The sequence below is a fragment of the Flammeovirga pectinis genome (assembly GCF_003970675.1).
Taxonomy (GTDB): domain Bacteria; phylum Bacteroidota; class Bacteroidia; order Cytophagales; family Flammeovirgaceae; genus Flammeovirga; species Flammeovirga pectinis.
In genome coordinates, this window is sequence record NZ_CP034562.1 from 2588321 (window position 1) to 2604901 (window position 16581).

Sequence of the window (16581 nt, forward strand, 5' to 3'; positions counted from 1 at the left end):
TTTTACACTAACTACCCTTATTCCTTTTATTTTTTTGCTATATATTTAATCACATAGATGCTGTAAAACTCCATTTGTTTGCCAAATAGTAACATCTTCGACCGTAGAGCCTTGAATTAAATACTCTAAGAATTGTACATTAATATGGTATTTATCTTTCTCAGAGTCCCATTTTATCAACTCAATCTCATTCACACGAACACCTATTGGATTAGAGCTATTCGCCATTTCAATACATTCACCATTTGTCATAATGTGTATTAATTCATTAAGATTTTCAGTTTCATCAATTATGAAAGAATAATCCTTAACAGAATTTAGCGTACTATTAGTAATATTTACTTCTATTTCGAAAGATATATCAGATGATTTTCCAATAGTTGAGTGAAACTCCGTTGGTAAATCAATTTCTGCTAATATGATCGTTTTAAACTTATTGATGTTAGGTTCAAACAAAATTTGCACCTCCATTGTAGTTGTATCTACTCCTTCAATTCCGATTTTAATATTTTCTGTACTTTCAAAATAAATATTTGTAATTGAGGCAGGATCTATAGTAGGATTATCACATTTGATGGTTAACAATAAAAATAACAGTAACGCAAAGTATTTGGATATAATTTTCAACATTTTAATTGTAGTTAATAGTGTGGGTTAAATAAAATAAGGCGTTATACTCTTAATTACAAGAATATAACGCCTTATTATATCATAAAATTATGTTAATCACAAGGATACACCAAAACTCCATCCTTTTGCCATATAGTTACATTAGGTACTGTAGCTCCAGGAAAGACCTCTGACAACACATCCAAATCGACTTTATATTTATTCTTACTAGAATCCCATACAAAAACTTCTGTAGCTGTCACCGCTCGACCAAGCGGCCCACTTTCTGATTCCACTTCTTGACAAAACTCATTGCCTGTCAAAGGGTTTGTAATACGAATATTTACTAATTGTGTAATTTCTTCAGTTTCATCAATAGTAAATGAATAAGACCCATTTGAATTATAAGTTACTGTAGTTAAATCTGCCGCTAACTCGATAACTGCAGGAGCTTTTAATCCTAAAATTGGCTGAAATTCTACAGGAACATCTACCTCTCCTTGCAATATCATTTTTATGATCTTAGCATCTGCATCAAATAAACTTTGAACATCTACTAATGTTGTATCTAATAATCCAGGTACTGATATCTCTACAGAATCATCGGATGCAAAGTAAATCTGCTTAATAGTCTCGGGGTTAACATTTGAATCATCGTCTCCACAAGAAATTAATGTAAATGCAGTGACTAAAAAAAGTAGTGAAAATTTAATGTAGGTTTTCATAGTAATAGATTTTTTTTAATTATTCTCTTACAAACTACAAAAAACACACCTATTTTAAAACTACTTTTTCTACCCTTTTATATTGTTACCTACTTAATAATTTCACTCCATTTAATAAAGAAGCTTTAAAGTAACTATCAGAAAATTCGTTTAATTGAAAAAACCTTACTACTGTTTCTTCGGATAATTCTTTCCTCATTATTTTTAAGTATTTCTTTTTCAACTTCAACTCATCTTCCTGAAGGTCAATTAATAAATCAACATCTTTTGATTTTTCATCTATGGAATAACTACCTTCCATATTAACAGCATCTTTTATTATTGAGAACCTCTCGTCAACAAGAAGTGTTCTTTCGTATTCATATTTGTCATAAATAATCCAAAATTGAGAGATTTCGTCAGAAGGTAACTCTAAATTCTCTGTAAGAAATATCCTCTTCTCTGTTTTTACAGATGTTTTAGCATCTTGAAAAGATATATCTTGACTAAACACACTATTTGTTGCAAAAAGTAGCAATACTGCAATGAATCTCTTTTTCATAGAATCGAATTTTTAATAAAGTTATAATACTAAAAAAGTAGTTATCCATAATTCTCAGAATAACTACTTAAATTATTGTCTTGTTTTTATTCACTACAAAGGTCATTCAATAACAAACAAAATAGTTGAATAAAAAGCGATAATAGTTGTCTATTTAAGCAAGACTAACTTCATTATAATTTGAAGGTGATGTTTTCTTTAATAAAAGGTAAGCTAATGGTACAATACTATATTCCATAATTACATATAACAATAATAATGGAGATGGTACACCATCAAAAAGAATACTTACTGACCTCCCTGCCGCTAAACCAAAGCAAAAAACAGCAGTAACAATGATTGCTGCATCGGTATATTTCTCATTAAATATTCCATAAATAAAGAAACCAATAAGTGCAAGGTATAAGCCAGATACTGCTCTTAATATATGTGCTGCATCTGTTGATATAATCATATTTGCTTCTAAAAAAGTATCTGTAAACCATTGAGGTTTAATTCCATATAATAATGCAATAACTGATAATGTAATAGCAAAGATTGAAAGGTATATTTTTTTTAAATTCATAATTGTAATGTTTTATTTTTTGACTACACAAACTTACCATGTTTAATTATAAACAAAATTGATCTATGGTAACTTATCAAAAACAGTCTAAATAATTAATATTTCTATTTGAATACTTTCAATCATTTAATAGCGTGAGTAGGTTTTTAAATTCGTAGAAGTAATACCAGAAAAAAAAAGAGAACCCACAATGTGAATCCCCTTTTTGAGTTTTACTATTTCTTTATAATTTATACAGACATCTTACTATTGGAAGATGCTGCAACTATTTCACTTTCTTTACCTAATGCTACAACCTCACCAATTACTATCACAGCTGGGGGTCTAACATCTCTTTCATTTGCTCTTTCAACAATATCTTTTAATGTACCAATAACAACTTTTTGAGTAGGCAACGACGCATCTTGCACCAAGGCAATAGGTTCATCTTCATTTCTGTACATAGAAAATAATTGAGCAATCAATTCTAGTTTCCCTACTCCCATTAAGACAACAATTGTTGCAGAAGATGCTGCGGCATGCGTTAAATCTTTGGATAACCCACCCGAACAAGTAGTTGCTGTTACTACCCAAAAACTCTCATTTACACCTCTTTTAGTAACAGGAATTCCTGCCAAAGTTGGTCCTGCTAATGAAGAAGAAATACCTGGTACTACATAAGAATCTATACCAAAAGATTCTGCATATTCAATTTCTTCCTGTCCTCTACCAAAAACAAATGAATCACCTCCTTTTAATCTTGTAACAGAACCATATTTAAAAGCCATTTCAACTATTAAAGCATTTGTTTCTTCTTGCTTTAAGTAGTGAGCTCCAGCTCTTTTCCCAACATATATTTTTTCTACACTCTCTGGAATGAAATCTAAAATATCTTGAGAAACTAACGCATCGTACAAAACTACTTTACTCTCTTTAAGTACTCTAAGAGCTTTTAAAGTAAGTAATTCTGCATCTCCAGGTCCAGCGCCAATTAAGTGAAAAGTAGGTGTCATAGTATTATTTTTTATTGTTGATATTACAATATTACGTATAATTACGTAGAAATAAAAACAATACGTATTATTTGACTAAAAACAGTTACACAAACAAATTACCATGCTTCCTATTTGTCAATCTATAATTTGATCAAATACGCTAAAAACTATTGTCCAAAGAGTTGTATGAAATTTACTATATATAATAAACAGTAAAATTTAGAAAAGCACTTTGGTACTTAAAAGTAAAATCATTTTACAATTAGTAATACAACTACCTAGTATTACGTAATAATAATAAGTATTCAATACAATTTTTGGAATTATTCTAGTTACCAAAAAGTAATATCTACTTATAATTACTTAATTAAAATCATTCTAAAAAGTACTTTTTTCATCTAATTATTACTTTTTTAAGTATCTGCTATTGACTTTTAAGTATTTATACGTAGTTTTACTTAAAATTATAACAAAAAGAATCAATTATGACAAAAATAGTAATCGTAGGAAACGGAATGGTCAGCTATAAGTTATGTGAAAAACTTATAGATAAAAATACCACAGCTTCTATCACTGTCATAGGCGAAGAACCTCGTCCTGCATACGACAGAGTACATTTAAGTGCTTATTTTGAAGATGAAAATGCAGAAAAACTATCTATGGCTTCTCGTGATTGGTACAAAGGAAATGGTATCGATCTTATTACAAGTGAAAAAGTATCTCTTATAAACAGAGAACAACAAACTATAACTACACACACAAATTCTACGTATTCATACGACTACTTAGTCTTAGCTACTGGTAGTTCTGCTTTTGTTCCTCCTATTAAAGGTGTAGATAAAAAAGGTGTTTTTGTCTATAGAACAATTGAAGATCTAGAGTTAATGATGGCTTTTGGGAAGAAAGCCAAAACTGCAGCTGTTTTAGGTGGAGGGCTATTAGGTCTTGAAGCCGCAAAAGCTGCAATTGATATGAATTTAAAAACATCTGTAGTTGAATTTGCTCCTCGCTTAATGCCAAGACAAATTGATGAAGTAGGTGGTGATTTACTAAAAAGTAAAATGGAGGATATCGGTATAGAGATCCTTCTTGGTAAAGCTACCTCGGAAATTGCAGGTGATAATGATATAATGACTGGTTTGTCTTTTTCTGATGATACAACTTTAGATGTTGATATGCTTATTATATCAGCTGGTATTAGACCAAGAGACGAATTAGGAAAAGCTGCTAATATAAAAACAGCAGATAGAGGTGGTTTTATTGTCAATTCTTTGATGCAAACAAACGATGAGAAGATATTTGCAATAGGTGAATGTGCTTCTTATGAAAATATGATCTACGGTCTTGTTGCTCCTGGTTATGACATGGCAGAAGTTGTGGCAGAACAAATTGCCAACGAAAACATCGACTATACATTTACTGGCTGCGATATGTCTACCAAATTAAAATTAATTGGTGTAGACGTTGCAAGTTTTGGAGATCCATTCTGTGAAAATACCTTACATTTTCCGATCACTATTAATGATCAACAAAATGGCATCTACAAGAGAATTAATATTTCAGAAGACGGAAGCAAACTTCTTGGTGGTATTTTAATTGGTGACGCAGAAGATTATAACATGCTCCATCAAATGTTTATCAACGAGATGGCGTTACCTCCTCATCCGCAAGATTTAATTATAAAAGCTACGGGAGATGGTGGAGCTGCAATTGGAGTGGATGCATTACCAGATACTGCACAAGTTTGTTCTTGTGAAAATGTAACTAAAGGAGATATCTGTTGTAGTATTAAAGACGATGGTGTTACGGATATCAATGGTCTAAAAAAAGCTACAAAAGCTGGTACAGGCTGTGGTGGCTGTATGCCAATGGTCAACAATATCTTAGAAGATACACTACAGAAAATGGGTACAGTAATCCGTAAGGAAATCTGTGAACACTTTACGTATACTCGTCAAGAGATGTTTGACATTATTAAAGTCAATGAAATCAAAACTTACGATGAGCTATTGGCTAAATATGGTCAAGGTGGTGGATGCGAAACTTGTAAACCATTAGTTGGTTCTTTATTAGCTTCTATTTGGAACGATTTAATTCTTAAAGAAGCAACAATTCAAGATACAAACGATCGTTTCTTAGCAAATATCCAAAAAGGTGGTTCTTATTCTGTAGTACCTCGTATTGCAGGTGGAGAAATCACACCAGATAAATTAATCGTTATTGGAGAAGTAGCAAAAGAGTTTGATCTATACACAAAAATAACTGGTGGTCAGCGTATTGACTTATTTGGTGCTAAACTAAATGATCTTCCATTAATATGGGAAAGGTTTATTGATGCAGGTTTTGAAAGTGGTCATGCCTATGGTAAATCACTTAGAACTGTAAAAAGTTGTGTTGGTAGTACTTGGTGTCGCTTCGGTCTACATGATTCCGTTGGTTTTGCTATCGAAATAGAGAATAGATACAAAGGACTTCGTTCTCCACATAAATTAAAAGGTGGTGTATCGGGTTGTATTAGAGAATGTGCAGAAGCAAGAGGAAAAGACTTTGGTGTAATTGCTACAGAAAAAGGATGGAATCTCTATGTAGGTGGTAATGGTGGTGCAAACCCTAAACATGCCGTTCTATTAGCTGGTGATATCGATAAAGAAACTGTTATCAAATACATTGATAGATATTTAATGTTCTACATCAAAACTGCAGAACCTTTACAAAGAACTGCACCTTGGTTAGATAAATTAGAAGGAGGAATAGAGTACTTAAAACAAGTTGTTGTAGAAGATTCTTTAGGAATTGGAGAACAACTAGAATCTGACATGGAGGTTTTGAAAGCACATTACAGTTGTGAATGGAAAGAAGCTGTCAAAAATCCAGAAATACGTAAGCGTTTTGCGCATTTCAGTAATACAGATCAAGACGATCCTACGCTTAAATTTAAAAGAGATAGAGATCAAAAATTCCCAGTTGCTTGGTAAAACTAAATTGAAAGAAAATGACATTTGAACATAATACACTAGAACAAGTTACTACATGGGTTAATGCAGGTCATGTAAATGATTTCCCTGAAAATGGTGGATCAACAATCTCCCATGATGGCGATCAAATTGCTGTATTCAATTTTACTGTTTTAAATAAATGGTTTGCTACTCAAAACCTTTGTCCTCATAAAAAACAAATGATTCTTTCTAGAGGAATCATTGGTACAGAAGGAGAAACACCTAAAGTAGCCTGCCCTTATCATAAAAAGACATTTTCACTCGAAACGGGTGAAAATTTAAACGGATGCGAGGATTCTATCGAAACATTTCCAATCAAGATAGAAGATGATACCGTATTCGTAGGACTTTACGAGAAAAAATAGGTGAAAAGTAAATGATTGAAAGCACTCTCCCTTGAGGGTGCTTTCTCTAAGTTATATTATGATTACCTAATTAATAGGACTTCTGATTAAATCAGGAGTCCTATTTTTTTTAGCTATATAATAATTATGCTTTAAAAGTGATATTGATAAAGCATCTAAAATAAACCAATTTAGTTTTACAATTAAACAGAAGTACAAGGTTAGCCACAACAACTTGACATAAAAACTAATATGACATATTAAAAATCATGTATTTATGATTTTCAACAGAAAGATTACATAGTAAAGATTATCAATTATTTGGCCTTTTTTAAGGTATTTTAAAATAAAATATAACTATATAAAGTAAGATGTATAAATATTTTTATTTTTTGAAAACATTTACAAACAACTCCGTTAAGTCAACCAACTCAAAAACCTAAAAAAGTAAACCTATGAAAAATTTCAAACACTTAATTGTATTGTTGCTAATTACGTCTTTATTCGCAGCTTGTACACAAGAAGATAACATTAATCCTGATACACCTACTCCTTACATATCTACTACAGAGCCTTTTGATGCTACTTGGGAAATTAGTTCTGCTAGTGAAATATCAAGTATTGCTTTTACAATTGAGGGCCTTGCTACCGTTCAAGGTGTAAATAGTTCTAACGCAAGAAACCTTGTAGAAGAAAAAGACTTATTATTTTATGGTAATTATGAAATTGAATCTGATACAATTATCGATTTAGAAGGATACGGAACTATAAAAGTTTTGAACAACGATGGTAACATTGAAATCGAACTTATTAAAGAAGATAATCCTGAAGAAAAAATAAACATGACAGGTAGCCTTGTTACTGAAACGTTTTCTGATAAAACCCTTATTCTTACTAATATTTGGAAAGATGAAGACGATTTCTTTGCTTATTTCACAAAAGATGGAGCATTAATTACCTCTGAAGGAATTGGTATCTGGGAATGGTTAGATAATTCTGAAGAAAGATTAAAAGTAAAATTAGATGATGATATTATAGAATTAAATGTAATTGATTTAACAGAAGAAGAATTTACATTTTCAATGGAGTTTACTGAAGATGGAGTAACAGAAACTGATACAATTAACATGATAAGATCTGAATATGAAGATTTTATGCAAGTTATGGATGATGATACCACTGCACCTATAACAAACATGGCAGGAAAAGGGAGTATTAGTATAAATGGTGAAGAAGTATTTACAATAAATGGTGCTGCTGGCCAACAACATGAAACTTATCTTACTGATTCTTCAGGTAGATTCTTTGATATCGCATTTTTAGACGATGTATCTGCAATAGAAAAATTAGACGAATATGATGGAGAAGAATTCTTAACGAATATGTTACATATCAGTTTATCTACTTCTGCCACTTCTCCAAAAAGATTAGAAGGAAATTATTCTAAGGGTAGTGATTGGAACGATGCTGATAATGGAAATACTGCTCCAGATTATGCCATCAATTTTGCTGGTATCTCTACTCAAGTAAATGATGTAACTACAATGTATGCTAAAACCCATGATGACACGGGATTGACTATCCAATCATTTACAATTACAGAAAAAAGTGATAAAACACTTATTATAGATGCTTCTTTCGAAATGAATAAGATAGATTCAGAAAGTGATCAGCCTGGAGAAAAAGTAAATGTAGATTTCCATTACGAAGGAAAAATATTTTTCATAACTGATTAATTTTTATAATTACCCTTAAAGGTTACTTCAATAGTTTTGAAGTAACCTTTTCTTTTTTAAGGAAGAATTCTCAACTAAAAATACGCTGTATTCTCTATTCATCTTAAAAAGTGATATCTTTCAAAAAAATCATATAGATATTATCTGTGCAGATTGAATTTAGTTATGAACAAGCAAACAGTACCTCCTACACTAGCGAATCGAATAGAAAATTTAAGTTTTAATAAACTATGGAACTTATATTTTACAGCAATCACAGTAATAATTTTATTGCTATCACTTTCTCAAGCAATATTTTATTCATTTTCACAAAGACAAAGTATAGATGCCGATATTATTAATAAGGCTGGTAAACAAAGAATGCTAAGTCAGAAAATTACCAAATGTGTTTTATTAGTAGAACAAGGTAAAACATCACCTTACTTAGAGGAGCTAAAAAGTTCCATAGATGAATGGGCTGCAGTACACGTAGAATTAGGTAAACACAACAAGGAAATAGACAATATTGTATATCAGCAAAAAGCAGATCAATTATACAATAAGATGACCATTTTTCACGAAGATATTCTACAAACAGTGACTGCATTCTATCTGAATAGTGAATTAAAAACTAGTGATAAGATTTTAGTAAATGAAGGGTACTATTTAAGCAATATGGATAATTTAGTAGATATCTATTCAGAAGATGCAAATAAGAAATTAGCTGACCTTCAGAATACATCTCTCCTACTCTTTATTATTACATTAATTATTCTGTTCCTTGAATTAGCTTACGTTTTTAGACCTACAGCAAGAAGAACTAAAAAAACAATTGATGAATTAGAGAAAGCTAAGCTTCTTAATCAAGAAAAAATTAATGAAGTAGATCAATTGTATAGGTCTTTAGGGCAATCTTATCAGTTCTTATCAGAAGCAAAAGATAATGAAGAATTATTAAATGTAACACTAGGAAAAACAGACACAAAAGGCAATTTTATTTCAATTTCAGAGCATTTCATAGATATATTAAAACTCGATAGAAAGCAGTTACCAAAGTCAATCTTCGAATGGCTCACTAGGGAAGATTATAAGGAAGAAATGATTCAAGAAATTCTAGAATCTATTTTACAAGAAGATACTTGGATAGGTACACTTCAAGTTACTGATTCGGAAGGAGATTACATTTGGATTGAAACTACAATTAGCCTACTCCATACGTATGAACCTCAAATAATACTTTTAGGTAGAGATATTACGGAGCAGAAAGAAGCAGAAGAACGTTCTAAAGAAATTAACCAAGAAGAAATAGACAAGCATATTGAATCTCAGAAATCGAGATCACTGTTAATATTAAAAGGACAAGAAGAAGAAAGAGGTCGTATTTCTAAAGATATTCATGATGGAATTGGGCAACTACTTACTGCATTAAAATTTAGTTTAGAGTCTATCGACTCCTCGCATGTAAAAAGTGCTACGGGGAAGCTTAAAGAATCTAATAAATTATTAAAGAAAATTATAAGAGAAGTACGTAGAGTTTCTTTCAACTTATCTCCTAATACATTGGGCGATTATGGTATAAATGCAGTACTAACAAGGTTTGCTAACGAAACTAGTAGACTTTCTGATGTACAGGTTAATTTTGATAATAAATCTGATTTTAATCAAAGATTTGAAAAACATATTGAGACAAATATTTATAGAATTGTTCAAGAAGCTGTAAATAATGCTATTAAATATTCTGAAGCGGAAGCTGTAAGTATATCCTTAAATCATGATTTTGAAATTATGGAAATCATTATAAATGACAATGGTAAAGGTTTTGATATGGAAAACTTACAAATTAGAGGTGGTGGAAATGGTCTATTAAACATGAAAGAAAGAGCCGGTTTTGTAGGGGGAACAATTGATGTAAACTCTAGTTTAGGAAATGGAACGACTATCTCAGTAGAAGTACCGATTAATAAGGAAAACTAAGTAATTTTTATATATTGCGATATAAATAACTCACATCAACAAAATATTAATTAATGGATCAAATTTCAGTAGTACTAACAGACGATCATGTTGTAGTACGTAATGGCATTAAGCTACTCCTAGAGAATAGCCATGAAATTAATGTCATTGGAGAAGGAGCTAACGGACAGGAAGCATTGGATTTATGTAAAGCATTAAAGCCAGATGTTTTAGTAATTGATATTCGAATGCCTATTATGAATGGCATTGAAGCCACTTCAAAAATTAATGAGTACAGTACTACAACAAAAGTACTTATACTTTCTATGCACGATGATGCAGAATATATATTAGATGCCGCAGAAAAAGGTGCTAGCGGTTACTTATTAAAAGATTCTAGCAGTGATGAGTTTTTAAAAGCAATAAAAACTGTAAAAGAAGGGAAAAAATATTTCAGTGGTGATATCTCTAAAGTTCTTGTAGAAGGATATTTGAATATGAAACAGACAGGTGCTACTCCAGTAGCTCCAACTCTAAATCATAACGAAGAAAAAATAGACCTTACAAAAAGAGAGAAAGAGATTTTACAATATGTAGCTCACGGTAAATCAAGCAAAGATATTGCTAGCATTTTAAACAAAAGTGTTCGTACTGTTGAAACACATCGATTTAACATAATGAAAAAAATGGGTGTAAAAAGTGCGGTTGAACTAATTTCAAAAATTAATGAGATGCCAACACTAAAGAATGAGTTAGGCTTATAAGCTTACCTCTATTCTCAGTAAACCTACTAAGTACTTAGTTACTTAGTAGGTTTTTTTATGCCTAAAAATGACTAAAATTGATAATTACTTAAAAATTAATCTCTATTTATACGTATTTTTACGTAAAATTACTTACTTTTGAGACATGGATTACGTATTCAGCTAAAACAACTTACTATTCCAACTAGTACGCTATTAGTTTTAGAAGTATATGTTTCTCTATATAAAACAAACACATGCTGTCGATGGGAAATGTGAAAACATTTCCCTCGTTTTAAAATTAGCACTGAAAGATTATGAAAAATTGCTCTACATATAAATCTACTTGTTCTTACTGTGGTGTAGGATGTGGTATTAATGTCAACAAAGACGCTAAAGGTAAAATTACTGTTGACGGAGACCCTACCTACCCTGTAAACAAAGGAAAGTTATGTTCCAAAGGAATGAACTTACATTATGTAGTACAAGAAACTTCAGATCGATTATTATATCCGCAAATGCGTTGGAGTAGTCAACATGAATTACAACGTGTTGATTGGGATACTGCACTTACTAGGGCATCTGCAGTATTTAAATCTATAATTAAAAAACACGGTCCAGATGCTGTAGGAATGTATGTTTCTGGCCAATGTTTAACAGAAGAATATTATTTAGCGAATAAACTTACCAAAGGTTTTTTCCAAACTAATAACATAGATACCAACTCAAGGCTTTGTATGAGTTCTGCTGTTGTTGGTTATGTAAAAACAGTTGGCGAAGATACTGTTCCAATTGCTTATGATGATATAGAACACGCTGACACTTTTATGATTGCTGGTGCAAACCCTGCATGGTGTCACCCTATTTTATTCAGAAGAATTGAAGCACATAAAGAAGAAAATCCATCAACAAAAATTATTGTAGTAGATCCAAGAAAAACACAATCTTGTGCAATTGCAGATTTACATTTACAATTAAACCCAGGTACAGATGTGGTACTTTACCAAGCAATTGGTAGAGCTATTATTGAAGAGGGTGATTTAGATTGGGAATTTATTAAGAACCACACTGATGGTTTTGATACATATAGAAAAGAAGTTTTAGCAAGAACTTTAAAAGAAGCTTCTGCTATTACAGGGATCACAATTGATAAAATAAGACTTGCTGCTAGATATATTGGTAATGCGAAAGGCTTTATCAATATGTGGGCTATGGGTTTAAATCAAAGTGCTCAGGGTACCAATAAGAACCTTGCTTTACTTAACTTGAACTTGATTACTGGTCAGATTGGTAAAGTAGGTGCAGGACCTTTTTCATTAACTGGTCAGCCTAACGCAATGGGCGGACGTGAAGTTGGTGGTATGGCATCTCTACTTGCTGCACATCATGATTTAAAAAACCCTGACCATAGACAAAAAATAGCAGATTATTGGGGCGTGGATCATATCCAAGAGAAACCCGGTAAAACAGCTACTGAAATGTTTGAGGCGCTTCATTCTGGAGAAATGAAAGCAATTTGGATTGTATGTACAAACCCAATGGTAAGTTTACCAGATTCTAAATTTGTAGAAGAAGCACTCAAAAAAGCTAAATTTGTTGTTGTTCAAGACATCTCTAATAAAGCTGACTCTATTGAACATGCAGACCTTATCTTACCAGCTGCAGGTTGGTTAGAAAAAGAAGGTACAATGACTAATTCTGAAAGAAGAATAAGTCATTTAGAAAGTGTAATTCCAGCACCGGGAGAAGCGTTACCAGATACTGAAATATTCTGTAGATTTGCTCAAAAAATGGGTTACCATGGTTTTGATTACAATTCAACTGAAGAAATATTTAAAGAACATGCATTACTAACAAAGGGAACAAACATTGATATTTCCGAATTAGATTATACAATTCTTAAAAAAGACCGTTCTGTACAATGGCCTTATAAAAATGGTAAAAGTACAGACCGTTTGTTTACAGATAATCAATTTTTCACACCAAATAAAAGGGCTCAAATTGTCTGTACTGGTGTAGAAAACACAAGTGACTCTGTAAACAGTGAACTACCTTTAATCTTAACCACAGGCCGAATTCGTGATCAATGGCACACCATGACACGTACGGGAAAAGTAAACAAACTTAATCAACACATTCCACTTCCTTTCTTAGAAATACACCCTAACGATGCATTAACAAGAGGTTTAAAAGATGGAGAAACAGCAGTAATTCAAACTGAACGAGGTGAGTGTAGAGTAAACGTAAACGTCTCACAAGATATTAAGCAAGGCGTGATTTTTATGCCAATGCACTGGGGTAAAATCAGTAATCAAATATTTGCTAGAACTAACAATCTAACAGCAAACAAAATTGATCCTATCTCTAAAGAACCTGACTTTAAATTCTCTGCTGCACAAGTTGTCAAGTATCAAAAGTCAAAAGAAAAAATTCTGATTATTGGTGCAGGAGCAGCTGCCTATCGTTTTATACACACCTATAGAGGTATTAATAAGGAAGATGAAATTGAAGTGTTTTCAAAAGAAAGTACCCCATTCTATAACCGTGTACTTTTACCGGAATACGTAAATGAAACCTTATTATGGAAGGACCTTCAGAAATTTAATGCACTTGATGAATTTGACGAACTTGGTGTGAAAGTACATTTAAGTAAATCAATTTTAAATATTAACAGAAAAAGAAAGGTTATAGTAGATCAATTTGGAAAAGAATTTAGCTACGACAAATTAATTATTGCTACTGGTAGTCGCCCTTTTGTTCCTGCAGATGTACCTATCCATATGGAAGGTGTATTTACTATGAGGAACAAAAAAAATGCTGATGATTTAAAACAATACCTTAATAAAGATGGCTCTGTTATTATTATCGGTGGTGGTCTTTTAGGATTAGAACTTGCTGCATCTCTAAGAGAAATTAATATTAAGGTTACAATTGTTCAATTGGCTGGTAGATTAATGGATAGGCAGCTTGACCCTATTGCTAGTGAACTTCTTCTAAATAATGTAGAAGACAAAGGCATTGAGGTTTTACTAAACGAACAGGTACAGACTATCGAAAAAGCAGGTGATAAAACATATAAAGCAAAATTAAAAGGTGGTAGAACTTTAGAAAGTAATGCTATTGTGTATGCTATCGGAACTAGACCAAATATAGAACTTGGTAAAGAAAGTGGCCTAAAAGCATCAAGAGGTTTAGTGGTTAATGAATACCTTCAAACTTCTGACTCTTCAATTTTCTCTATTGGTGAAATAGCTGAATTTGAAGAGAAAATGAATGGTACTACTGCTGGTGCAGAAGAACAAGCTGACGTATGTGCAAGGTTTATTTCTGGTGATTTACTCAGTCGTTATTCAGGTACTCTTCCAATGAACATCCTAAAATTTTCTGACCTTAATCTCTGTTCATTGGGTATAATTGATGTACCTCGTAAAGACAAAAGTTATGAAGAAGTTATTCTTTTAGATAAAGCCGAAGCTTTCTACAAAAAGTGCATCATTAAAGATGATAAACTTGTTGGTACTATTCTTTTAGGTGATAAATCTGAATTTGCAGATTATAAAAAACTTATTGAACTAAAGACAGAACTTGGTGACCGTAGAACGGAATTACTAAGAGGAAAAAGTGATGCAGAACCACTTATGGGTGAAGTTATTTGCTCTTGTGGAAATGTTGGAAGTGGAAATCTACAAAAAGCTATGGCTGAAGGTTGTACCACATTAAATACTTTATGCGAAAAAACCGGAGCAGGACTTGGTTGTGGAAGTTGTAAAACCGAAATTCAAGAAATGTTAAAGGTGAACGACACACTAACAGTCTAATTAATGATCTCAAAAGGGTACTCCTCTTAAAAATATATATGTCATGCTTGAACAAGTAGAATACGATACATTAGAAAAAGAAGATTTAGTAAGAGTTTTCATTAAGGGAGGCATTTCTTCTCCTGGTGATCTTTTAAAAATTATTCAAGTTGCTGAAGAATTAAATGTTGAGCATTTACATTTTGGATCTCGCCAAGATATCCTTTTTGCCTCTCCAAATATTCCTAGAAATACTTTAAAAGAAACTTTTGAATCAATTAAAACCACTTTTGATTGTGATGGAGAATCTTATCAAAATATAGTTACTTCTTATGTTGCTTTAGATGTTATCCCAAGTACTTCATGGGTAGCAGCGCATACATACCATTACATTTTAGATACTTTTGATTTCCAGCCTAAATTAAAGATAAATATTACAGACCCTGCGCAGACTATGGTCCCACTTTTTACTGGGCAATTAAACTTTATAGCAGCAGAGAAAGAAGGGTATTGGCATCTTTATATTAGAGAACAAGAACAGGGAGAAATATTATGGGAATGTCCTAACCTTATTTACAATTATGACATTGCGAAAGTTGTTAAGACATTTGAGAACGAATACACAATAGGCATTCCTATTGAAAGCACTAAAGTGTGGAATACTATTATTTCAACTTTAGATATCAATACAATTAGTATCAATAAAAAATTAACGCTCCCTTCTGGTCCTTTTCCTTATTATGAAGGAATGCACCGTATGATTAGTGGAAAATATTGGTTGGGTCTCTATTGGAGAAATAATAAATTTGATATCCCCTTCCTTAAAGAATTATGTGAATTATGTCTAAAAACAAACATTGGCAAAATCACATTAACTCCATGGAAATCTTTTATAGTTAAAGGTATTGATAGTAAAAATATTATTAATTGGGAAAAGCTTTTAGGTAAATTTGGAATCAATGTAAGGCATTCCTCTCTTGAGTTAAATTGGCATTTACCAGTTTTAGATCAAGAAGCCTTAGAATTAAAAAACTTCCTTGTACGTGCTTTAGACAAACAAGACATTAGTACTTATGGTTTAACTTTTACTATTAAAACAAAGCCTATCATACTATTTACTTCAGTGGTTATAGAAAGTATTCCATCAAGTAATAATGATATGTATAACGTTCTTTACGCTAAAGATTTTAATTGTAATGAACCGAAGTATACCACCTTTGTTAAAAGAGTTCCTAAAGAGGCTATACCTCCTATTCTGATAGAATTGAGTCACCTTTATTATGAACAACTTGACAACAGCAATTATGGTGATGACAAACCTAAAAAATTGAATGCAACTTCTGTAATAGAAAAGGTTTACCAATGCCAAAGTTGTTTAAGTATTTATGACGAAAGTATTGGAATGCCAGATGAGGGAATACCTCAAAACACTAAATTTGAATCACTCCCTAGCTCATTTACGTGTCCATTATGTGATGCTAATAAAAATGAATTTACGGAAGTTGAAATGCCACGATAATATAGATAGGCAGACATAATGCTATATTTTTATGGTAGCCTATTTATTTTTAATGTTGATAAAGAAAGCCACTCCAATGAAAATTTGGCAGTGGCTTTTT

Annotated in this window: 12 protein-coding genes; 7 read left to right on the forward strand and 5 right to left on the reverse strand. The window is 31.9% G+C overall.

All coding sequences use genetic code 11. The features are described from left to right. Positions 1-45: 45 nt before the first annotated feature. From EI427_RS10280 to cobA, 5 genes are all read right to left on the reverse strand, one after another. Complete coding sequence (locus EI427_RS10280) at positions 46-630, reverse strand: hypothetical protein (protein ID WP_126614281.1); 585 nt, start codon at positions 628-630, stop codon at positions 46-48. Positions 631-722: 92 nt separating this feature from the next. Beyond that, complete coding sequence (locus EI427_RS10285; protein WP_126614283.1) at positions 723-1334, reverse strand: hypothetical protein; 612 nt, start codon at positions 1332-1334, stop codon at positions 723-725. Positions 1335-1419: 85 nt separating this feature from the next. After that, entirely contained in the window at positions 1420-1875 is a 456-nt protein-coding gene (locus tag EI427_RS10290; protein ID WP_126614285.1) for a hypothetical protein, read from the reverse strand. 154 nt (positions 1876-2029) lie between these two features. Continuing rightward, entirely contained in the window at positions 2030-2440 is a 411-nt protein-coding gene (locus tag EI427_RS10295; RefSeq protein WP_126614287.1) for a DUF4345 domain-containing protein, read from the reverse strand. Between the two features lie 230 nt (positions 2441-2670). Beyond that, positions 2671-3432, reverse strand: a complete 762-nt coding sequence (gene cobA / locus EI427_RS10300; RefSeq protein ID WP_126614289.1) for a uroporphyrinogen-III C-methyltransferase — start codon at positions 3430-3432, stop codon at positions 2671-2673. 467 nt (positions 3433-3899) lie between these two features. On the opposite strand from cobA, the gene nirB reads away from it, so the two are divergent. From nirB to EI427_RS10335, 7 genes are all read left to right on the forward strand, one after another. Continuing rightward, on the forward strand, positions 3900-6389 hold the full coding sequence (gene nirB / locus EI427_RS10305) for a nitrite reductase large subunit NirB (RefSeq protein WP_126614291.1): 2490 nt from the start codon (positions 3900-3902) through the stop codon (positions 6387-6389). A 17-nt stretch (positions 6390-6406) separates the two neighbouring features. Then, positions 6407-6775, forward strand: a complete 369-nt coding sequence (nirD, locus tag EI427_RS10310; RefSeq protein WP_126614293.1) for a nitrite reductase small subunit NirD — start codon at positions 6407-6409, stop codon at positions 6773-6775. Positions 6776-7209: 434 nt separating this feature from the next. Further along, the gene (locus EI427_RS10315; RefSeq protein ID WP_126614295.1) at positions 7210-8490 is read left to right on the forward strand and encodes a hypothetical protein; all 1281 of its coding nucleotides are present in this window, start codon (positions 7210-7212) and stop codon (positions 8488-8490) included. Between the two features lie 165 nt (positions 8491-8655). Next, positions 8656-10443 carry a sensor histidine kinase gene (locus tag EI427_RS10320; protein ID WP_126614297.1) on the forward strand — a complete coding sequence of 596 codons (1788 nt, stop codon included), beginning with the start codon at positions 8656-8658 and terminating at the stop codon, positions 10441-10443. Between the two features lie 53 nt (positions 10444-10496). Then, positions 10497-11186 carry a response regulator transcription factor gene (locus tag EI427_RS10325; protein WP_126614299.1) on the forward strand — a complete coding sequence of 230 codons (690 nt, stop codon included), beginning with the start codon at positions 10497-10499 and terminating at the stop codon, positions 11184-11186. 296 nt (positions 11187-11482) lie between these two features. Beyond that, the gene (locus EI427_RS10330) at positions 11483-14983 is read left to right on the forward strand and encodes a nitrate reductase (RefSeq protein WP_126614301.1); all 3501 of its coding nucleotides are present in this window, start codon (positions 11483-11485) and stop codon (positions 14981-14983) included. 43 nt (positions 14984-15026) lie between these two features. Then, on the forward strand, positions 15027-16481 hold the full coding sequence (locus EI427_RS10335; protein WP_126614303.1) for a rubredoxin domain-containing protein: 1455 nt from the start codon (positions 15027-15029) through the stop codon (positions 16479-16481). Positions 16482-16581: the final 100 nt, after the last annotated feature.

What these genes read in the sequence shown, in the direction of transcription:
- EI427_RS10280 (WP_126614281.1), bottom strand. Translation starts at nt 630, where the DNA reads ATGTTGAAAATTATATCCAAATACTTTGCGTTACTGTTATTTTTATTG.
- EI427_RS10285 (WP_126614283.1), bottom strand. Translation starts at nt 1,334, where the DNA reads ATGAAAACCTACATTAAATTTTCACTACTTTTTTTAGTCACTGCATTT.
- EI427_RS10290 (WP_126614285.1), bottom strand. Translation starts at nt 1,875, where the DNA reads ATGAAAAAGAGATTCATTGCAGTATTGCTACTTTTTGCAACAAATAGT.
- EI427_RS10295 (WP_126614287.1), bottom strand. Translation starts at nt 2,440, where the DNA reads ATGAATTTAAAAAAAATATACCTTTCAATCTTTGCTATTACATTATCA.
- cobA (WP_126614289.1), bottom strand. Translation starts at nt 3,432, where the DNA reads ATGACACCTACTTTTCACTTAATTGGCGCTGGACCTGGAGATGCAGAA.
- nirB (WP_126614291.1), top strand. Translation starts at nt 3,900, where the DNA reads ATGACAAAAATAGTAATCGTAGGAAACGGAATGGTCAGCTATAAGTTA.
- nirD (WP_126614293.1), top strand. Translation starts at nt 6,407, where the DNA reads ATGACATTTGAACATAATACACTAGAACAAGTTACTACATGGGTTAAT.
- EI427_RS10315 (WP_126614295.1), top strand. Translation starts at nt 7,210, where the DNA reads ATGAAAAATTTCAAACACTTAATTGTATTGTTGCTAATTACGTCTTTA.
- EI427_RS10320 (WP_126614297.1), top strand. Translation starts at nt 8,656, where the DNA reads ATGAACAAGCAAACAGTACCTCCTACACTAGCGAATCGAATAGAAAAT.
- EI427_RS10325 (WP_126614299.1), top strand. Translation starts at nt 10,497, where the DNA reads ATGGATCAAATTTCAGTAGTACTAACAGACGATCATGTTGTAGTACGT.
- EI427_RS10330 (WP_126614301.1), top strand. Translation starts at nt 11,483, where the DNA reads ATGAAAAATTGCTCTACATATAAATCTACTTGTTCTTACTGTGGTGTA.
- EI427_RS10335 (WP_126614303.1), top strand. Translation starts at nt 15,027, where the DNA reads ATGCTTGAACAAGTAGAATACGATACATTAGAAAAAGAAGATTTAGTA.